The organism is Streptomyces termitum, assembly GCF_014650175.1.
In the GTDB taxonomy this organism is placed as follows: domain Bacteria; phylum Actinomycetota; class Actinomycetes; order Streptomycetales; family Streptomycetaceae; genus Streptomyces; species Streptomyces termitum.
On the sequence record NZ_BMUL01000002.1, the window covers coordinates 42,784 to 57,462 of the forward strand.

Below are 14,679 nucleotides of genomic sequence, written 5' to 3' on the forward strand. Positions count from 1 at the left end.
TCAGGGCCGGGCGGCGGCGGCGCGGAAGCGGCGGAGGATCTCCTCCCCCGCCGCGACGCCCCGCTCGGCGAGCACGTCGAGGTGGGGCGCGGTCCAGTCGGTGTCGGCGAGTTCGCCGTGGCCGGGCCGCCAGGCGCGGTCGGCGGCGAGGAGCAGGTCGGCGTCGAGGAGCGAGTCGCCCGCGGCGAGGGTGAGCGCGGCGCCGGTGCGCCGGGCGACCTCGCGGACGGCGGCGCCCTTGGTGAGCGGCTTGGGCACCGCGTACACCTTGCGGCCCTGGAGGGAGACGGTCCAGCCCCGGTCCCCGGCCCAGGCGCCGAAGCGGTCGAGCCAGTCGGCGGGGAGCCGTTCCCGTTCCACCACGAGGTAGGCGAAGAGGTCTTCGGCGACCCGGTGCTTGCGGACCCACGACAGGTCGGTGGTGGCGGTGAGGTAGGCGCGGATCTCGGCGAGCGGGGCGCACTCGTCGGCGAGCCGGCGGACGACGGAGTCGTGCCAGTCGCGGTCGGTGGCGCCGTCGACGAGGATGTGCCCGCCGTTGGCGCAGATCGCGTACTCCGGTGTGGTGCCCGGGAGTTGGATGCGCTGGTACTGCTTGCGGGTGCGGGTGGTGGTGGGCACGAAGACGGCCTCGGCGGTGAGCCGGGCGAGGAGTTCGGCCGCTTCCTCGGTCATGTACGAGAGCGGCTTGGACTCGTGGACCTCGACGCAGAGCAGCCGGGGCGCCTGCGCGTCCGGCATGCCGAGGGCGAGGGCGGCGGTCGAGTAGATGAGGGTGCGGTCGAGGTCGCTGGCGACGAGGGTCGGCGCGGTGGTGTTCATCGGGTCGCCACCGCCTTGCCGTCGGCGCCGGTGGCGCCGCGTGTGTAGCGGGGGTGGATGAGGCCCACGCAGGTGTACGGGAGGCCGTCGACCTCCTCCACCGGTACGCCGCGCTGCTCGGCGAGGAGCCGGACGTGGGCGAGGTCGGCGCCGGCGCCGCGCCGGGCGAGGATCTTCCAGGGGACGCGGCGGAGCAGGACGCGGGTGGTCTCGCCGACGCCGGGCTTCACGAGGTTGACGTCGTGGATGCCGTACTCCTCGCTGATGCGCTCCACGGCGGCCCAGCCCTCCCAGGTGGGGGTGCGGTCGGCGGCGAGGAGTTCCTTGACGCCGGTGTCGACGTCGGCGGCGACCTCGTCGAAGCGGGCCTCGACGGCGTCGAGGAAGGCTCCGGAGACGTCGGCGCCGGAGAGTTCGCGGTAGAACTTGGCGCCGTGGAAGTCGTCCGGGCCGACCAGGTCGGCGCGGAGCACGGTGCGCGATATCAGGCCGGAGACGGTGGAGTTGAGGCAGGCGGAGGGGATGAGGAAGTCCTCGCGGGTGCCGTAGGTGCGGACGCAGGAGCCGGGGTCGGCGAGGACGGCGATCTCCGGGTCGAAGCCGGCGAACTCCGCCGACTCTCGCAGGGCGGCGGCGAGTTCGCGGCTGATGGCTCCCTTGCCGGTCCAGCCGTCGACGAAGACGACGTCGGCGGGGTCGTGGTGGGCGGCGAGCCAGCGCAGCGCGTTGGCGTCGATGCCCCGGCCGCGCACGATGGAGACGGCGTAGTGGGGCAGGTCGAGGCCGTGGCGGTGGCGGGCCCAGCGGCGCATGAGGACGCCGACGGGGGTACCTGCGCGGGCGAGGGAGACGAGGACCGGGCGGCCGGCCTTCTCGGCGAGGACGGTCTCGGTGACGGTGCCGACGGCGTGCGCGATGCGGGCGGCGGAGGCTTCCAGGGCGCTGTGGAACAGCTCCTGGTAGGCGGCGGTGGGCTGGTACTCGACGGGCAGCGACTCGGCGTAGTGCGCGCCGCCGCTCTGGATGGCTTCCTCGCGTTCCTCGGTGGGCGCCTCCAGCTCGGCGTCCGAGAGGTCCTGGAGCAGCCAGCCGACCTCTTCGGGGGCGTACGAGGAGAAGGCGGGGCCGCGGAGGGGCTCGGGCAGCATGGAGCTCCTTTCGGGAGCTTCGACGACGGTGACGGGGGCGGTGCCGGTGTCGCTGTCCTCGCCGGTTCGGGACCCGGTGGTCGTGGCGGGGTCCGTGCCGGTTCCGGTCGCGGGCTCCGTCGCCCGCGGTGCGTACGAGGGGAGGACCGCGAGCACCACGTGCGGGATGTGGTCCGCGAGGCGGGCGAGCAGGCCGTCCGGGGCGTGCAGGAGCGGGGTGTCGGCGGCCGAGTCGACGACGGCGACGACGGCGTCGAAGCCGCCGCCCGCCACGTTGTAGGCGTAGCGGTCGCCGGGGCCGTCGGCGGGGTCGTCGTGGGCCGGGAAGACGAGCCGGGTGCGGATGGCGTAGCCGGGGTCGTCGACGGCGAGGACGGGCGAGCGGGTGGTGGTGGAGTAGCGGACGTCGAGTCCGGCGTCCTCCAGCGCCCCGGCGATCCGCAGCGGCGCGTACATCAGCTCCTCGAAGCCGAGGACGAGGACGCGGGGGGAGCCGTCCGCGGCCGGGCCGTCGGCCAGGGCCCGCGTGAGCGTCCCGGTCATCGCCGGGAGGGCGGCCTCCAGGCGGGCGCGGTGCTCGGGCGTGAAGCCGTGACGGCCGCCGTCGGGGACTCCGGCGGGCCAGTCGAGGCCGATCCGGACGGGGCGGGGGGCGGGCCGGGGGGCCGGGGAGCGGCGGGGCGGCGCGGGTACGGGCTCCGCCTCGTGCCGCGCGACGAGGGCCTGCCCCTTCTCCAGGACGCCGTCGGGGAGGAGGACGGTGCCGGCCGCGAGGGTGACGAGGTCGACGCGGGCGCCGAGTTCGGCGGCGAAGGCGGTGAGCCGGTCGCGGTCGGCGGGGCCGCGCATGTCGACCAGGGCGACGACGACGTACCGCTCGCGGGGGTGGCGGGCGTGCAGGGCGCGGAGGGTGTTGAGGACGGTGTTGCCGGTGGAGAACTCGTCGTCGACGAGGACCAGCGGGCCTTCGCCGGAGAGGAGTTCCGGGTCCTCGGGGAGCAGCAGGTGCGAGGTGGCGTGGGAGTGGGACTCCTCGAAGCCGCCCGCGGTGGCGGCGCCGGGGACCGGGCGGCGGGTGGAGTGGAGGTAGGGGGCGGTGCCGATGCCGTCGGCGACGGCGTGGCCGAGGGCGGTGGCGGTCTCCGCGTAGCCGAGGACGACGGCGCGGGCGGCCTCCTCGGCGCCGAGGAGTTCGCGGACGCGCAGGCCGAGGCCGAGGCCGGAGCCGTACACGACGGAGGGGTGCTGGGGGACGTGCTTGCCGAGCACGCTGGAGACGAGCAGGTGGGCCCGCTTGGGGTTGCGGCGCAGGGCGAGGCCCAGGAGGGCCGGCAGCTCCTCGTCGCCGATCAGTTCGACGCCGAGCCGCTCCGCGACCCACGTTCCGGTCCAGACCACGTCGCCGTCGTCCCTTCGTCAGCCGGCGAGGCCGGCGGTGAGCAGTTCCACGAAACCGACGTCCTCGCGGGCGACGCCGAAGACCTCGGCGCGGACGAGGGTGCGTTCGGCCCAGGCCCGGTGCGGTTTCACTTCGTTCATCTTGTTCGTGTAGGCGGAGCGGAGGACCCCGCCGCCGTCCCGCTCCGGCCGCAGGATGTCCTGGGCGTCGCTCCACTCCTCGTGGCTGACCACGGAGAGGGCGTGGACGGGCAGCACGTGGGTGGGGTGGATGCAGGTCTTGCCGAGGAGGCCGTTGGCGCGGTCGAGTTCGATCTCGCGGAGCAGCCCGTCCATGTCGTGCTCGATGAGGGCGGTGCGCAGGTCCTCGGCGCGGCCCTCCAGGAAGGGGCTGCGGCGGAGCTGGGGCTTGAAGATGCGCTCGCCGGGGCGGAAGTACTCCCAGACGGGGCCGGTGATGGTGAAGCCGGTGCCGTCGGCGCGGCCGAGGACGTTGACGACGTCGGCGATGACGTGGGAGACGACCTTGACGTCGTAGGCGGTCATGTCGGGCGAGCGGCGCAGCCCGTAGGCGGAGCAGAAGTCGGTGACGCCGAGGCGGAGCGCGAGGATCCGGTCGCGGTACTTGTCGGTGAGGGCGGCGATGCCGGCGAGGGTCTCGGCCCGGGTCTCCAGGTGGAGGAGTTCGGGGGACTCCAGGACGGGCATGGCGAAGAGGCGGCGGCCGGCGGTGTGCTCGGCCTCGGTGAGGGCTTCGAGGAAGGCCCGGCCGCGGTGTTCGGTGAATTTGGGCAGTACGAATCCGGCCAGCAGGGCGACGGTGTCGCCGAGCCGGGCGGTGAGGTCGGTGATCTGTGCCGGTTCGCGGACCCGGATGAAGAGGAGGGGGACGTCGGGGCCGCCGGCGGCCCGGTCGTCGGCGAGCGCGCGGAACTCGGCGACCAGGTTCGCCTCGCCCGCCGCCACGTCGGCGTCGCCGATCGAATCTTCGAGGCAGAGGACCATGGAGACGACGCCCCGGGCGGCCTGCTTGCGGACGGCGTCGGCGAGCCGGGGCCGGGTGGCGGGGCTGTAGAGGGTGGCGCCGAGGGCGACCGCGAGGGTACGGGCGGGCGAGTCCGCGGTGAACTCGGCCGGCTCGCGGTGGAAGAGCGCGGCCCTCGCAGCGGACGGGATGTGCCCGAAATGACGCATGTGAATCCCCCGTCTACCTCTCTGACCCTAAAGACACGTGGCCGGTAATAGTACGTAGGTACGGGTGTCCTTAGTTCCCGCTCCGTGTGAAATCCAGGTGACCCGCCCGCGTCCGGCACCTCCGCGCGCACCCTCCCCCGCCCGCTCCCGAGCTGCTCCGGAGCGTTCCGCTTCTCCCGCTTCCGTCCTCCTCCGCCCCTTTCCGTCCCTCTCCGTCCCGGTCCGACTCCGTCAGGTGCGGGCCGGGAGCGGAGAGCGACGCTCCGGTCCGGCGGGGTGAACTCGCGCGGCGGACCGGCGGCGGGGCCGTGACGCGGGCGGTACGGGCGGTGACGCGAGGGGCGGGGGCGCCGGGAGGGGTGGCGCGCCCGGCGATGTGACCGGCACCACACCGCGGTGTGACCGGCGCCACACGGCGGTCCCACAGGGTGGGACGGACCGCCCGCCGCCCCGCCCGGTGGCGCCCCTTCCGCTATCCGTGACGCCCCCGCGTTGTCCGGGGGTCGGCGGGGAGGGCAGGATGGCCGTCATGACGCACGCGATGCTGAAGGGCTCGAACGTCCCTCTCGACACCGCGGCCGTACGGGCCGTGCTCCGCTGGACCCCGGGCCCCGGGGTCCCCGACGTGGACGCCTCGGCCCTGGTCCTCGGGCCGGACGGGCGGGTCCGCTCCGACGAGGACTTCGTCTTCTACAACCAGCCCCGCCACCCCTCGGGCCTGGTCCGGCGGCTGCCGAAGAAGCGGGTCGCCGAGGGACTGACGGACACCGTCGAGGCGGATCTCGCCGCGCTCGACCCGGCCGTCGACCGGGTGGTGCTGGCCGCCTCCTCCGACGGGGGCACCTTCCGCTCCGTGACGGACCTGCGGATCGCGCTGTACGACGCGACGGCCGGGCCCGACCGGGAGCCGCTGGCCTTCTTCGACGTGACGGCCGAGACCGGCGAGGAGACCGCCGTCATCTGCGGCGAGCTCTACCGGCGGGGCGACGGCTGGAAGTTCCGCGCGGTGGGCCAGGGCTATCCGACCGGTCTGGTGGGGCTGGCGACGGACTTCGGCATCTCGGTGGACGAGGACCCCGGGGCCCCGGCGCCCGGCCCGGACGCCGGGGACTTCGGCACCGGCGCCGGTACGGCCGCCGGCGGGAACCCCGACCTCGACCTGACCGTCGCCCACGCCCCCGTGCCGCCCGGCCCGTCGCTGCCCGCGGTGCCGTCCGTGCCGCCGATGCCCGAGCGGGCGCCCGCCTACGGCTATCCGCAGGAGCGGCCCGCGCCGGCCTACGGCTACCCGCAGGAGCCGCCGACCGAGCCCGCCCCCGCGTACGGCTACCCGCAGGGGCCCTCGTACGGCTATCCGCAGCCGGTGGGGGCCGCGGCGGGCCCGGAGGCCGCCGACTTCCGGATGCCGCCGATGGGGCCGCAGTTCCAGCGCCCGTGACGCCGCGGCGGCCCGGCGGGGGCCGCCGTCAGGTCCGGCTCTTGTAGCCGCGGCCCCACTGGAGGCCCCAGCCGTAGAGCCGGTCCAGCTCGGCCTGGAAGCCGTAGACGAACCGCACCTCGCGCCGCACCAGCAGCTCGCCCTTGCTGTTGTCCACGGAGAAGACGGCGCAGGAGCGGGCCTGCGGGGCGCGCTCGTCGAGGTCGATCTCGATCCGGGGGCCGTTGCTCGGGTAGAGGGTGATCTTGGCGTGCGTCCGGTCGAAGGCCGGGGTCTGGTCGTAGATGTACGCGAAGAACAGCAGCCGCTTGATCTCGTCCTGGTGGTCGAGGTTGACGAAGATCGTCTCTCCGGAGGGGGAGCCGAACCGGTCGTCGCCGCTGAGCTTCACGTACGGCGCGTCGTTGAGGTCGCCCATGAAGCCGCCGAGCGGCTGCACCACGCCCTTGCTGCCGTCCTTGAGCTCGTACAGGCAGCCGAGGTCGAGGTCGACGTTGACCATGCCCTGGGTGTGGGCCTGGACGACCTCGGGCCGGAAGAGCTGGGCCGGGTTGCGCAGCAGCCGGCCGCTCTGGCGGGAGCGGCCCTCGATGTCGGAGCTCCGCATCCGCCAGGAGAGGTTGACCCGGAGGTTGCCGGTGGCGCCGCCCTGCTTGGCGAGCGAGACCGTCGGCCGGCGCCGGGTCAGGTCGATGGTGTGGGACGCGCCCACCCCCGTGTCGAAGGACGTCGTTCGTCCAGGAAGAAGATTGTCCCAGAAGGCCATCGGCCCCCACCCCCACCGTCGGTCGCCTTGTCCGTCACACGCCTGCGGGGCGGCCGGACGCGCCGGCCGCCCCGCAGGGAAGCGTTCCTCATTGTCCCCGGCGTCACACCCCGGAACGGGGCGCACGCCCGGGTGCAGGGTGTCACACCCCGGAGCTCACCTCGGCCTTGTCCCCGGACGCGCCGGAGCCGCCCTCGGCCGCGGCGAGGGCCTTGTTGCGGCGGACCGAGGACCAGAAGGACCAGGCGATCAGGATGACGCCGATGGAGCCGGTGATGACCTCGGGGATCTCGTACTGGATGGTGACCAGGAGGAGGACGGCCAGGGCGCCGATGGCGTAGTGGGCGCCGTGCTCCAGGTACACGTAGTCGTCCAGGGTGCCCTGCTTGACCAGGTAGACCGTCAGCGAACGGACGTACATGGCGCCGACGCCGAGGCCGAGCGCCATCAGGACGATGTCGTTGGTGATGGCGAAGGCGCCGATGACGCCGTCGAAGGAGAAGGAGGCGTCGAGGACCTCCAGGTAGAGGAACATGAAGAAGGCGGCCTTGCCGGCCAGCTGGACGACGGTGACCTTCTTGCCGCTGCGCTTGGCCGCTTCCTCGGCCTCGTGCTCGCGCTCCTCTTCCTCCTCCAGCTTGTTCTCGAAGTAGCCGGAGAGACCGCCGACGACGAGGTACGTGATGAGGCCGGCGATGCCGGAGATCAGGACGGTCTGCGCCTTGTCGACGTGCATGCCGCCGTGCTGGTGGGCGTGGGTGGCGAAGGTCATGGCGCTGACGAGCAGGACGACGAGCGCGATGCAGACCGACAGCATGTCGACCTTGCCGAGCTTGGCGAGCGGGCGCTCGATCCAGCGCAGCCACTGGATGTCCCGGTCCTCGAAGATGAAGTCGAGGAAGATCATCAGGAGGAACATGCCACCGAAGGCGGCGATCGACGGGTGCGCGTCGGTGACCAGTTCCTGGTAACGGTCGGCGTCGTTGAGCGCCAGATCGACCGCTTCGATCGGGCCGATCTTGGCGCTGACCGCGACGATCACGACGGGGAAGACCAGGCGCATTCCGAAGACGGCGATCAGGACGCCGATGGTGAGGAAGATCTTCTGCCAGAAGGCATTCATCTTCTTCAGGATCCCGGCGTTGACCACCGCGTTGTCGAAGGAGAGCGAGATTTCGAGGATGCAGAGGATCGCGACGACCCCGAACGCTTCCCACCCACCGTACAAGACCGCGGCCACCAGGCCGAGGACGGTGATCGCGAACGACCAGCCGAAGGTTTTCAGAACCACTGTCTACCCCATTGTGTGATAACGCGGCTTTACGAAACGTTGACCCCGAAGTCTAGAGCGATGCCGCGCAGCCCGGACGCGTACCCCTGACCGACGGCCCGGAACTTCCATTCGCCGTTGTAGCGGTAGAGCTCACCGAAGATCATCGCCGTCTCGCTGGAGGCGTCCTCCGAGAGGTCGTAGCGGGCGAGTTCCTGTCCGTCCGCCTGGTTGACCACGCGAATGAAGGCATTGCTGACCTGGCCGAACGTCTGGCCACGGTTGTCCGCGTCGTGAATGGAGACGGGGAAGACGATCTTGTCGCAGCGCTCCGGCACTCTGGTGAGGTCGATGACGAGCGACTCGTCGTCACCATCACCCTCACCGGTGAGGTTGTCGCCCGTGTGCTCGACCGAACCCTCGGGGCTGCGCAGCTGGTTGTAGAAGACGAAGTATTCGTCACCGAGCACCCGGCCGGCCTGGCACATGAGCGCGCTGGCGTCGAGGTCGAAGGGGGCTCCGGTGGTGGACCGCGCGTCCCAGCCGAGGCCCACCAGGACCTTGACGAGATTGGGTGCGGCCTTGGAGAGGGAGACGTTGCCTCCCTTGGCGAGCGTGACGCCCATGGTGTTCGGTTCCTCCCCGGTGAGTGCGGCTGCCATGAGGCACGTCCGGCGCCGCACGAGCGTGCGGCGCCGGACGGTCGGTCGAGCGGACGCGGCCCGGACCCCTGCGGCCCGGGCCGGGCGGCCCTGTGGTGCGACGGATCAGACGTTGACGCCGAAGTCCTGCGCGATGCCGCGCAGGCCCGAGGCGTAGCCCTGGCCGACCGCGCGGAACTTCCACTCGGCGCCGTTGCGGTACAGCTCGCCGAAGACCATGGCGGTCTCGGTCGAGGCGTCCTCCGACAGGTCGTAGCGGGCGATCTCGGCGCCGCCGGCCTGGTTCACGACGCGGATGAACGCGTTGCGCACCTGGCCGAAGGACTGCTGGCGGTTCTCGGCGTCGTAGATCGACACCGGGAAGACGATCTTGGCCACGTCGGCCGGAACGCCCACGAGGTTGACCTTGACCTGCTCGTCGTCGCCCTCGCCCTCGCCGGTGAGGTTGTCACCGGTGTGCTCGACGGAGCCGTCGGCGCTCTTGAGGTTGTTGAAGAAGACGAAGTCCTGGTCGTTGCGCACCTTGCCGGCCTCGCTCACCAGGATCGCGCTGGCGTCGAGGTCGAAGTCCGTACCGGTGGTGGTGCGGACGTCCCAGCCCAGACCGACGGTCACGGCGGTGAGGCCAGGGGCCTCCTTGGTCAGCGAGACGTTGCCGCCCTTGCTGAGGCTGACTCCCACGAGTCCCTCCATAGGTTTTCAGGGGCAGCGCCCCCGGTCGTGCGTTGGCATCGGATCAACGACTGGATCCTAGTGACGGGTTCCCAGTCGAAACAGGCGATTCGCCCGGGGAATCGGAGGTGTCGGCCGAAGCCCGGTGAACACCCGCCGTTCCGAGCGTGCCACTTCAGAGGGTTTCGAGCGCCTTCACGTACGCGTCGAGGTCGCGCGCGTCCGGCAGGGCGTTGACGACGGTCCAGCGGACCACGCCCTCCTTGTCGATGATGAAGGTGCCCCGGACGGCGCAGCCCTTCTCCTCGTCGAAGACGCCGTAGGCGCGGGACGCCTCGCCGTGCTTCCAGAAGTCGGAGAGCAGCGGGTACTCCAGGCCCTCCTGCTCGGCGAAGACGCGCAGGGTGTGGATGGAGTCGTTGGAGACGGCCAGCAGCTGGGTGTCGTCGTTGACGAACGTCGGCAGGTTGTCGCGCAGCTCGCACAGCTCGCCGGTGCACACGCCGGTGAAGGCGAAGGGGTAGAAGAGGAGGACCACGTTCTTCTCGCCGCGGAAGTCCGACAGCCGCACGGTGCGGCCGTGGTTGTCCTTCAGCTCGAAATCGGGGGCCTTCGTGCCGACCTCGATCGCCATCGCGTACGCATCCCTTCGACGGGGCCCGGCCCTCTGGGCCGAACCGGTGAACCCCACCCTACGGCCTGCCCGCCGGCGAACCGGGGACGGCCCGGGAAGGACCGGGGAAGGCCCCTGGGGAAACACTCCCGGGAACCCCCCGAGAACCCCCTGAGACCCCCGAGGAGACCCGCTGGGCCGTCCGGGGCGGGGCGCGGAGCGGGGCACGGTGTACGGCTCCGAGGGCGGGAGCGGGCTTTCCGCGCCGGGGCTTCCGGGCGGGGCGCCCGAAGGGACTTCCGAGCCGGGCTCCCGGGCCCGGGCGGGCGCGCCGGGGGGGCGGGGCGCCGGGCGGGCGGGGGCGCCGGGTTTCCGGGCCCGGGCGGGCGGGCGCGCCGGGGGGCAGGACGCCGCGGGCCAGGGTGCCGGGGGGCGCGCTGGGGGGCGGGGCGCCGGGCGGGCGGTGGGGTGGGCGCGCCGGAGGGCGGTCGGGCGGGCAGGGGGCGGGAAAAGCGGAAGCCCCCGCCGGGGTGCGGCGGGGGCTACGCGCGGTGGAGAGGTCAGCGCTTCGGGGCGACGAGTCGGCTGCCCGCCCAGTCCTTGGCGACGCTGATGCTCTTGGTCTGGGAGAGACCGGCGGTCTGCGCGGCATCGTTGATGTCGCTCGGCTCGATGTAGCCGTCGCGACCGGTCTTCGGAGTCAGCAGCCAGATGATGCCGCCGTCCTCCAGGAAACCGATGCTGTCCACCAGTGCGTCGGTGAGGTCACCGTCCTCGTCGCGGAACCAGAGGACGACGGCGTCGGCGACGTCGTCGTAGTCCTCGTCCACGAGCTCCTGGCCGGTGGTGGACTCGATGCCTTCACGGAGATCCTGGTCGACGTCGTCGTCGTAACCGATCTCCTGGACCACCTGTCCGGGCTCGAACCCCAGCCTCGCCGCCGGGTTGGTCCGCTCCTCCGCGTGGTCCGCGGTCGCGCTCACGGCTTGCCTCCTGATCGTGTATCGGAAAATGCTCGGGCCGCGCATGCGCGCGGCGCTGGCCGTAGTCCACACGTGACGGGGCGGATCGCGCAAGTACCCGGCCGCCGAGACCGCCGAAACGGTGACGTTTGGGGCTGTCTCGCCGCAACTTCCGGCACATTTCGACAGCACTCCGTGATCAAGGGTGCGCGATTCGTCCCGCTTCGCGGGCTTCTACGTCTCCAGTCTGCCCTCAGTCTGCCGAACGCTTTACCGGAACGCATGCGCGGATTGGGCGTAAGGTTGCGATTTGACCGCACTGCGTACACGCGAAAGGCGCGGGGAGGACCGCCTCTCGGTAAAGATGACGTGTGACTCGGGCCGGGTACACGATGGACCTCCCGGCATCGGGACATCCCGGCCCCAACGGGGTACCTCCCTCGTGGGGCTCCCCCCGACCAGCGAAGGAACAGCGTGGCTCCCGGATCCGATCGCAACCCGATCATCATTGGCGGCCTTCCCAGCCAGGTCCCGGACTTCGATCCCGAAGAGACCCGGGAGTGGCTCGACTCCCTCGACGCGGCGGTCGACGAGCGGGGCCGGGAACGGGCCCGCTACCTGATGCTCCGACTGATCGAGCGCGCCCGCGAGAAGCGCGTGGCCGTGCCCGAGATGCGCAGCACGGACTACGTCAACACCATCGCCACCAGGGACGAGCCCTTCTTCCCCGGCAACGAGGAGATCGAGCGCAAGGTCCTCAACGCCACCCGGTGGAACGCGGCCGTGATGGTCTCGCGCGCCCAGCGTCCCGGGATCGGCGTCGGCGGCCACATCGCCACCTTCGCCTCCTCCGCCTCCCTCTACGACGTGGGCTTCAACCACTTCTTCCGGGGCAAGGACGAGGGCGACGGCGGCGACCAGATCTTCTTCCAGGGGCACGCCTCCCCCGGCATCTACGCCCGCGCCTTCCTCCTCGACCGGCTGACCGCGACCCAGCTCGACGGCTTCCGCCAGGAGAAGTCGAAGTACCCGAACGGGCTGTCGTCCTATCCGCACCCGCGGCTGATGCCGGACTTCTGGGAGTTCCCGACGGTGTCGATGGGCCTCGGCCCGCTCGGCGCGATCTACCAGGCCCGGATGAACCGGTACCTGGAGGCGCGCGGGATCGCCGACACCGCCAAGTCCCACGTGTGGGCCTTCCTCGGCGACGGCGAGATGGACGAGGTCGAGTCGCTCGGCCAGCTCTCCATCGCGGCCCGCGAGGGCCTCGACAACCTCACCTTCGTCGTCAACTGCAACCTCCAGCGCCTCGACGGCCCGGTCCGCGGCAACGGCAAGATCATCCAGGAGCTGGAGTCGATCTTCCGGGGCAACGGCTGGAACGTCATCAAGCTGATCTGGGACCGCTCCTGGGACCCGCTGCTCGCCCAGGACCGGGACGGCGTCCTGGTGAACCGCCTGAACACCACGCCGGACGGGCAGTTCCAGACGTACGCCACGGAGACCGGCTCGTACATCCGCGACCACTTCTTCGGCGACGACCACCGGCTGCGGGCGATGGTCGAGTCCATGTCCGACCAGCAGATCCTGCACCTCGGGCGCGGCGGCCACGACCACAAGAAGATCTTCGCGGCCTACACGGCGGCCAAGACGCACAAGGGCCAGCCGACGGTGATCCTGGCCCAGACCGTCAAGGGCTGGACCCTCGGCCCCAACTTCGAGGGCCGCAACGCCACCCACCAGATGAAGAAGCTGACGGTCGACGACCTGAAGCGCTTCCGGGACCGGCTGCACATCCCGGTGACCGACAAGGAGCTGGAGTCCGGCCTGCCGCCGTACTACCACCCGGGCCGGGACTCCGAGGAGATCCAGTACATGCACGACCGCCGCAACGCGCTCGGCGGCTACGTGCCGACCCGCGTCGTGCGGGCGAAGCCGCTGGCGCTGCCGGAGGACAAGACCTACGCGGCGGTCCGCAAGGGCTCGGGCCAGCAGTCGATCGCCACCACCATGGCCTTCGTCCGGCTGCTGAAGGACCTGATGCGGGACAAGGAGATCGGCAAGCGCTTCGTGCTGATCGCCCCGGACGAGTACCGCACCTTCGGCATGGACTCCTTCTTCCCGAGCGCCAAGATCTACAACCCGCTGGGGCAGCAGTACGAGGCGGTGGACCGCGAACTCCTCCTGGCCTACAAGGAGTCCCCGACCGGCCAGATGCTGCACGACGGGATCTCCGAGGCCGGCTGCACGGCCTCGCTGATCGCCGCCGGGTCGGCCTACGCCACCCACGGCGAGCCGCTGATCCCGGTCTACGTCTTCTACTCGATGTTCGGCTTCCAGCGGACCGGCGACCAGTTCTGGCAGATGGCCGACCAGCTCGCGCGGGGCTTCGTGCTCGGCGCCACGGCCGGCCGGACCACACTGACCGGCGAGGGCCTCCAGCACGCCGACGGCCATTCGCACCTCCTCGCGTCGACGAACCCGGCGTGCATCGCGTACGACCCGGCGTTCGGCTTCGAGATCGCGCACATCGTCAAGGACGGCCTGCGCCGGATGTACGGCCCCCACGCGGAGGACGTCTTCTACTACCTGACGGTCTACAACGAGCCGATCCAGCACCCCGCCGAGCCGGAGGACGTGGACGTGGAGGGCATCCTCCAGGGCATCCACCGCTTCCGGCGCGGCGAGGCCGGCGCGATCCCGGCGCAGATCATGGCCTCCGGCGTCGCCGTGCCGTGGGCGGTCGAGGCGCAGCGGATCCTCGCCGAGGAGTGGAACGTGCGGGCCGACGTCTGGTCCGCGACCTCCTGGAACGAGCTGCGCCGCGAGGCCGTGGCCGTCGAGGAGCACAACCTGCTCCACCCGGACGAGGAGCAGCGCGTCCCGTACGTCACCCGCAAGCTCCAGAGCGCCGAGGGCCCCTTCGTGGCGGTCTCGGACTGGATGCGCTCGGTGCCGGACCAGATCGCCCGCTGGATCCCCGGCGCGTACACCTCCCTCGGTGCGGACGGCTTCGGTTTCGCGGACACCCGGGGCGCCGCCCGCCGGTACTTCCACATCGACGCGCAGTCGATCGTGCTGGCGGTGCTGACCGAGCTGGCGCGCGCGGGCAAGGTGGACCGGGCGGTCCTGAAGCAGGCGGTGGACCGCTACCAGCTCCTGGACGTGGCCGCCGCCGACCCGGGCGCCGCGGGCGGCGACGCCTGAGCCGCCCGGACGGCGCGTAACGCCTGGTGAGGGGCGGTGGGACCGGTGGTCCCGCCGCCCTTCGGCACGTCCGGGCCTGGCGCCGGTCAACGCTCCCAGAGCTTGAAGGCCCTGACCTCGTACGGCGTCTGCGGGACCCAGGTGCCCTTGCCCGGGTAGGTCTCGAACTCGCCCGTCTCCGCGCACCGCTCCGACTGGTACGCGGTGACCGGGCGGCCGGTGCGGACCGCGAGGGACTGGGCCGTGACCCCGGCCGGCAGGGCCACGCAGCTCTCGATGTCGGTGGAGGCCAGCTCGTACGTCCACGGCCGGCCCTTGAAGTCGGGCCGGGGCCACAGGCAGAGCCGTCCGGGCCCGCAGGCCCCGAGGGCGGCGGCGGGCACGGTCACCGCCGGGGCCGGGGTCACCGCCGGGGCCGCCGACGCGGTCGGCGCGGTGGCGGGGAGGGCGGGCAGGAGCACCGCCAGTCCCGCGAGCACGGTCGTCATCCTCTTGTTCATGCAGTTCATCCCCCATGTCGTCACTCT

At 71.9% G+C, this 14,679-nt stretch carries 12 protein-coding genes; 2 read left to right on the forward strand and 10 right to left on the reverse strand.

What is annotated here, in order from left to right; translation table 11 throughout:
- The 3 genes from IE219_RS03610 to IE219_RS03620 are packed head-to-tail and all read right to left on the reverse strand — an operon-like array spanning position 1 to position 4,562.
- Positions 1-822: an HAD family hydrolase gene (locus tag IE219_RS03610; RefSeq protein WP_189975040.1), complete on the reverse strand. Its 822-nt coding sequence runs from the start codon at positions 820-822 to the stop codon at positions 1-3.
- On the reverse strand, positions 819-3,368 hold the full coding sequence (locus tag IE219_RS03615; protein ID WP_189975041.1) for a phosphoribosyltransferase: 2,550 nt from the start codon (positions 3,366-3,368) through the stop codon (positions 819-821). Before IE219_RS03615 ends, IE219_RS03610 begins: the two co-directional genes overlap by 4 nt.
- 18 nt (positions 3,369-3,386) lie before the next feature.
- The gene (locus IE219_RS03620; RefSeq protein ID WP_189975042.1) at positions 3,387-4,562 is read right to left on the reverse strand and encodes an HpcH/HpaI aldolase/citrate lyase family protein; all 1,176 of its coding nucleotides are present in this window, start codon (positions 4,560-4,562) and stop codon (positions 3,387-3,389) included.
- 520 nt (positions 4,563-5,082) lie between these two features.
- On the opposite strand from IE219_RS03620, the gene IE219_RS03625 reads away from it, so the two are divergent.
- On the forward strand, positions 5,083-6,000 hold the full coding sequence (locus IE219_RS03625) for a TerD family protein (protein ID WP_189975043.1): 918 nt from the start codon (positions 5,083-5,085) through the stop codon (positions 5,998-6,000).
- A 28-nt stretch (positions 6,001-6,028) separates the two neighbouring features.
- Here IE219_RS03625 and IE219_RS03630 read toward each other — a convergent pair whose 3' ends face one another.
- From IE219_RS03630 to IE219_RS03655, 6 genes are all read right to left on the reverse strand, one after another.
- Positions 6,029-6,766 carry a TerD family protein gene (locus IE219_RS03630; RefSeq protein ID WP_189975044.1) on the reverse strand — a complete coding sequence of 246 codons (738 nt, stop codon included), beginning with the start codon at positions 6,764-6,766 and terminating at the stop codon, positions 6,029-6,031.
- 142 nt (positions 6,767-6,908) lie between these two features.
- Complete coding sequence (locus tag IE219_RS03635) at positions 6,909-8,057, reverse strand: DUF475 domain-containing protein (RefSeq protein WP_189975045.1); 1,149 nt, start codon at positions 8,055-8,057, stop codon at positions 6,909-6,911.
- 29 nt (positions 8,058-8,086) lie between these two features.
- Positions 8,087-8,662, reverse strand: a complete 576-nt coding sequence (locus IE219_RS03640) for a TerD family protein (RefSeq protein WP_189975487.1) — start codon at positions 8,660-8,662, stop codon at positions 8,087-8,089.
- Positions 8,663-8,803: 141 nt separating this feature from the next.
- On the reverse strand, positions 8,804-9,379 hold the full coding sequence (locus IE219_RS03645; RefSeq protein ID WP_189975046.1) for a TerD family protein: 576 nt from the start codon (positions 9,377-9,379) through the stop codon (positions 8,804-8,806).
- 166 nt (positions 9,380-9,545) lie between these two features.
- Positions 9,546-10,004, reverse strand: a complete 459-nt coding sequence (locus IE219_RS03650; RefSeq protein WP_189975047.1) for a peroxiredoxin — start codon at positions 10,002-10,004, stop codon at positions 9,546-9,548.
- A gap of 539 nt (positions 10,005-10,543) precedes the next feature.
- Positions 10,544-10,966 carry a DUF3052 domain-containing protein gene (locus IE219_RS03655; RefSeq protein WP_189975048.1) on the reverse strand — a complete coding sequence of 141 codons (423 nt, stop codon included), beginning with the start codon at positions 10,964-10,966 and terminating at the stop codon, positions 10,544-10,546.
- A gap of 453 nt (positions 10,967-11,419) precedes the next feature.
- Between IE219_RS03655 and aceE the strand changes: the two genes are divergently transcribed.
- The gene (gene aceE, locus IE219_RS03660; protein ID WP_189975049.1) at positions 11,420-14,152 is read left to right on the forward strand and encodes a pyruvate dehydrogenase (acetyl-transferring), homodimeric type; all 2,733 of its coding nucleotides are present in this window, start codon (positions 11,420-11,422) and stop codon (positions 14,150-14,152) included.
- 86 nt (positions 14,153-14,238) lie between these two features.
- Here the strand turns inward: aceE and IE219_RS03665 are convergent, their stop codons facing one another.
- Positions 14,239-14,652, reverse strand: a complete 414-nt coding sequence (locus IE219_RS03665; protein WP_189975050.1) for a peptidase inhibitor family I36 protein — start codon at positions 14,650-14,652, stop codon at positions 14,239-14,241.
- Positions 14,653-14,679: the final 27 nt, after the last annotated feature.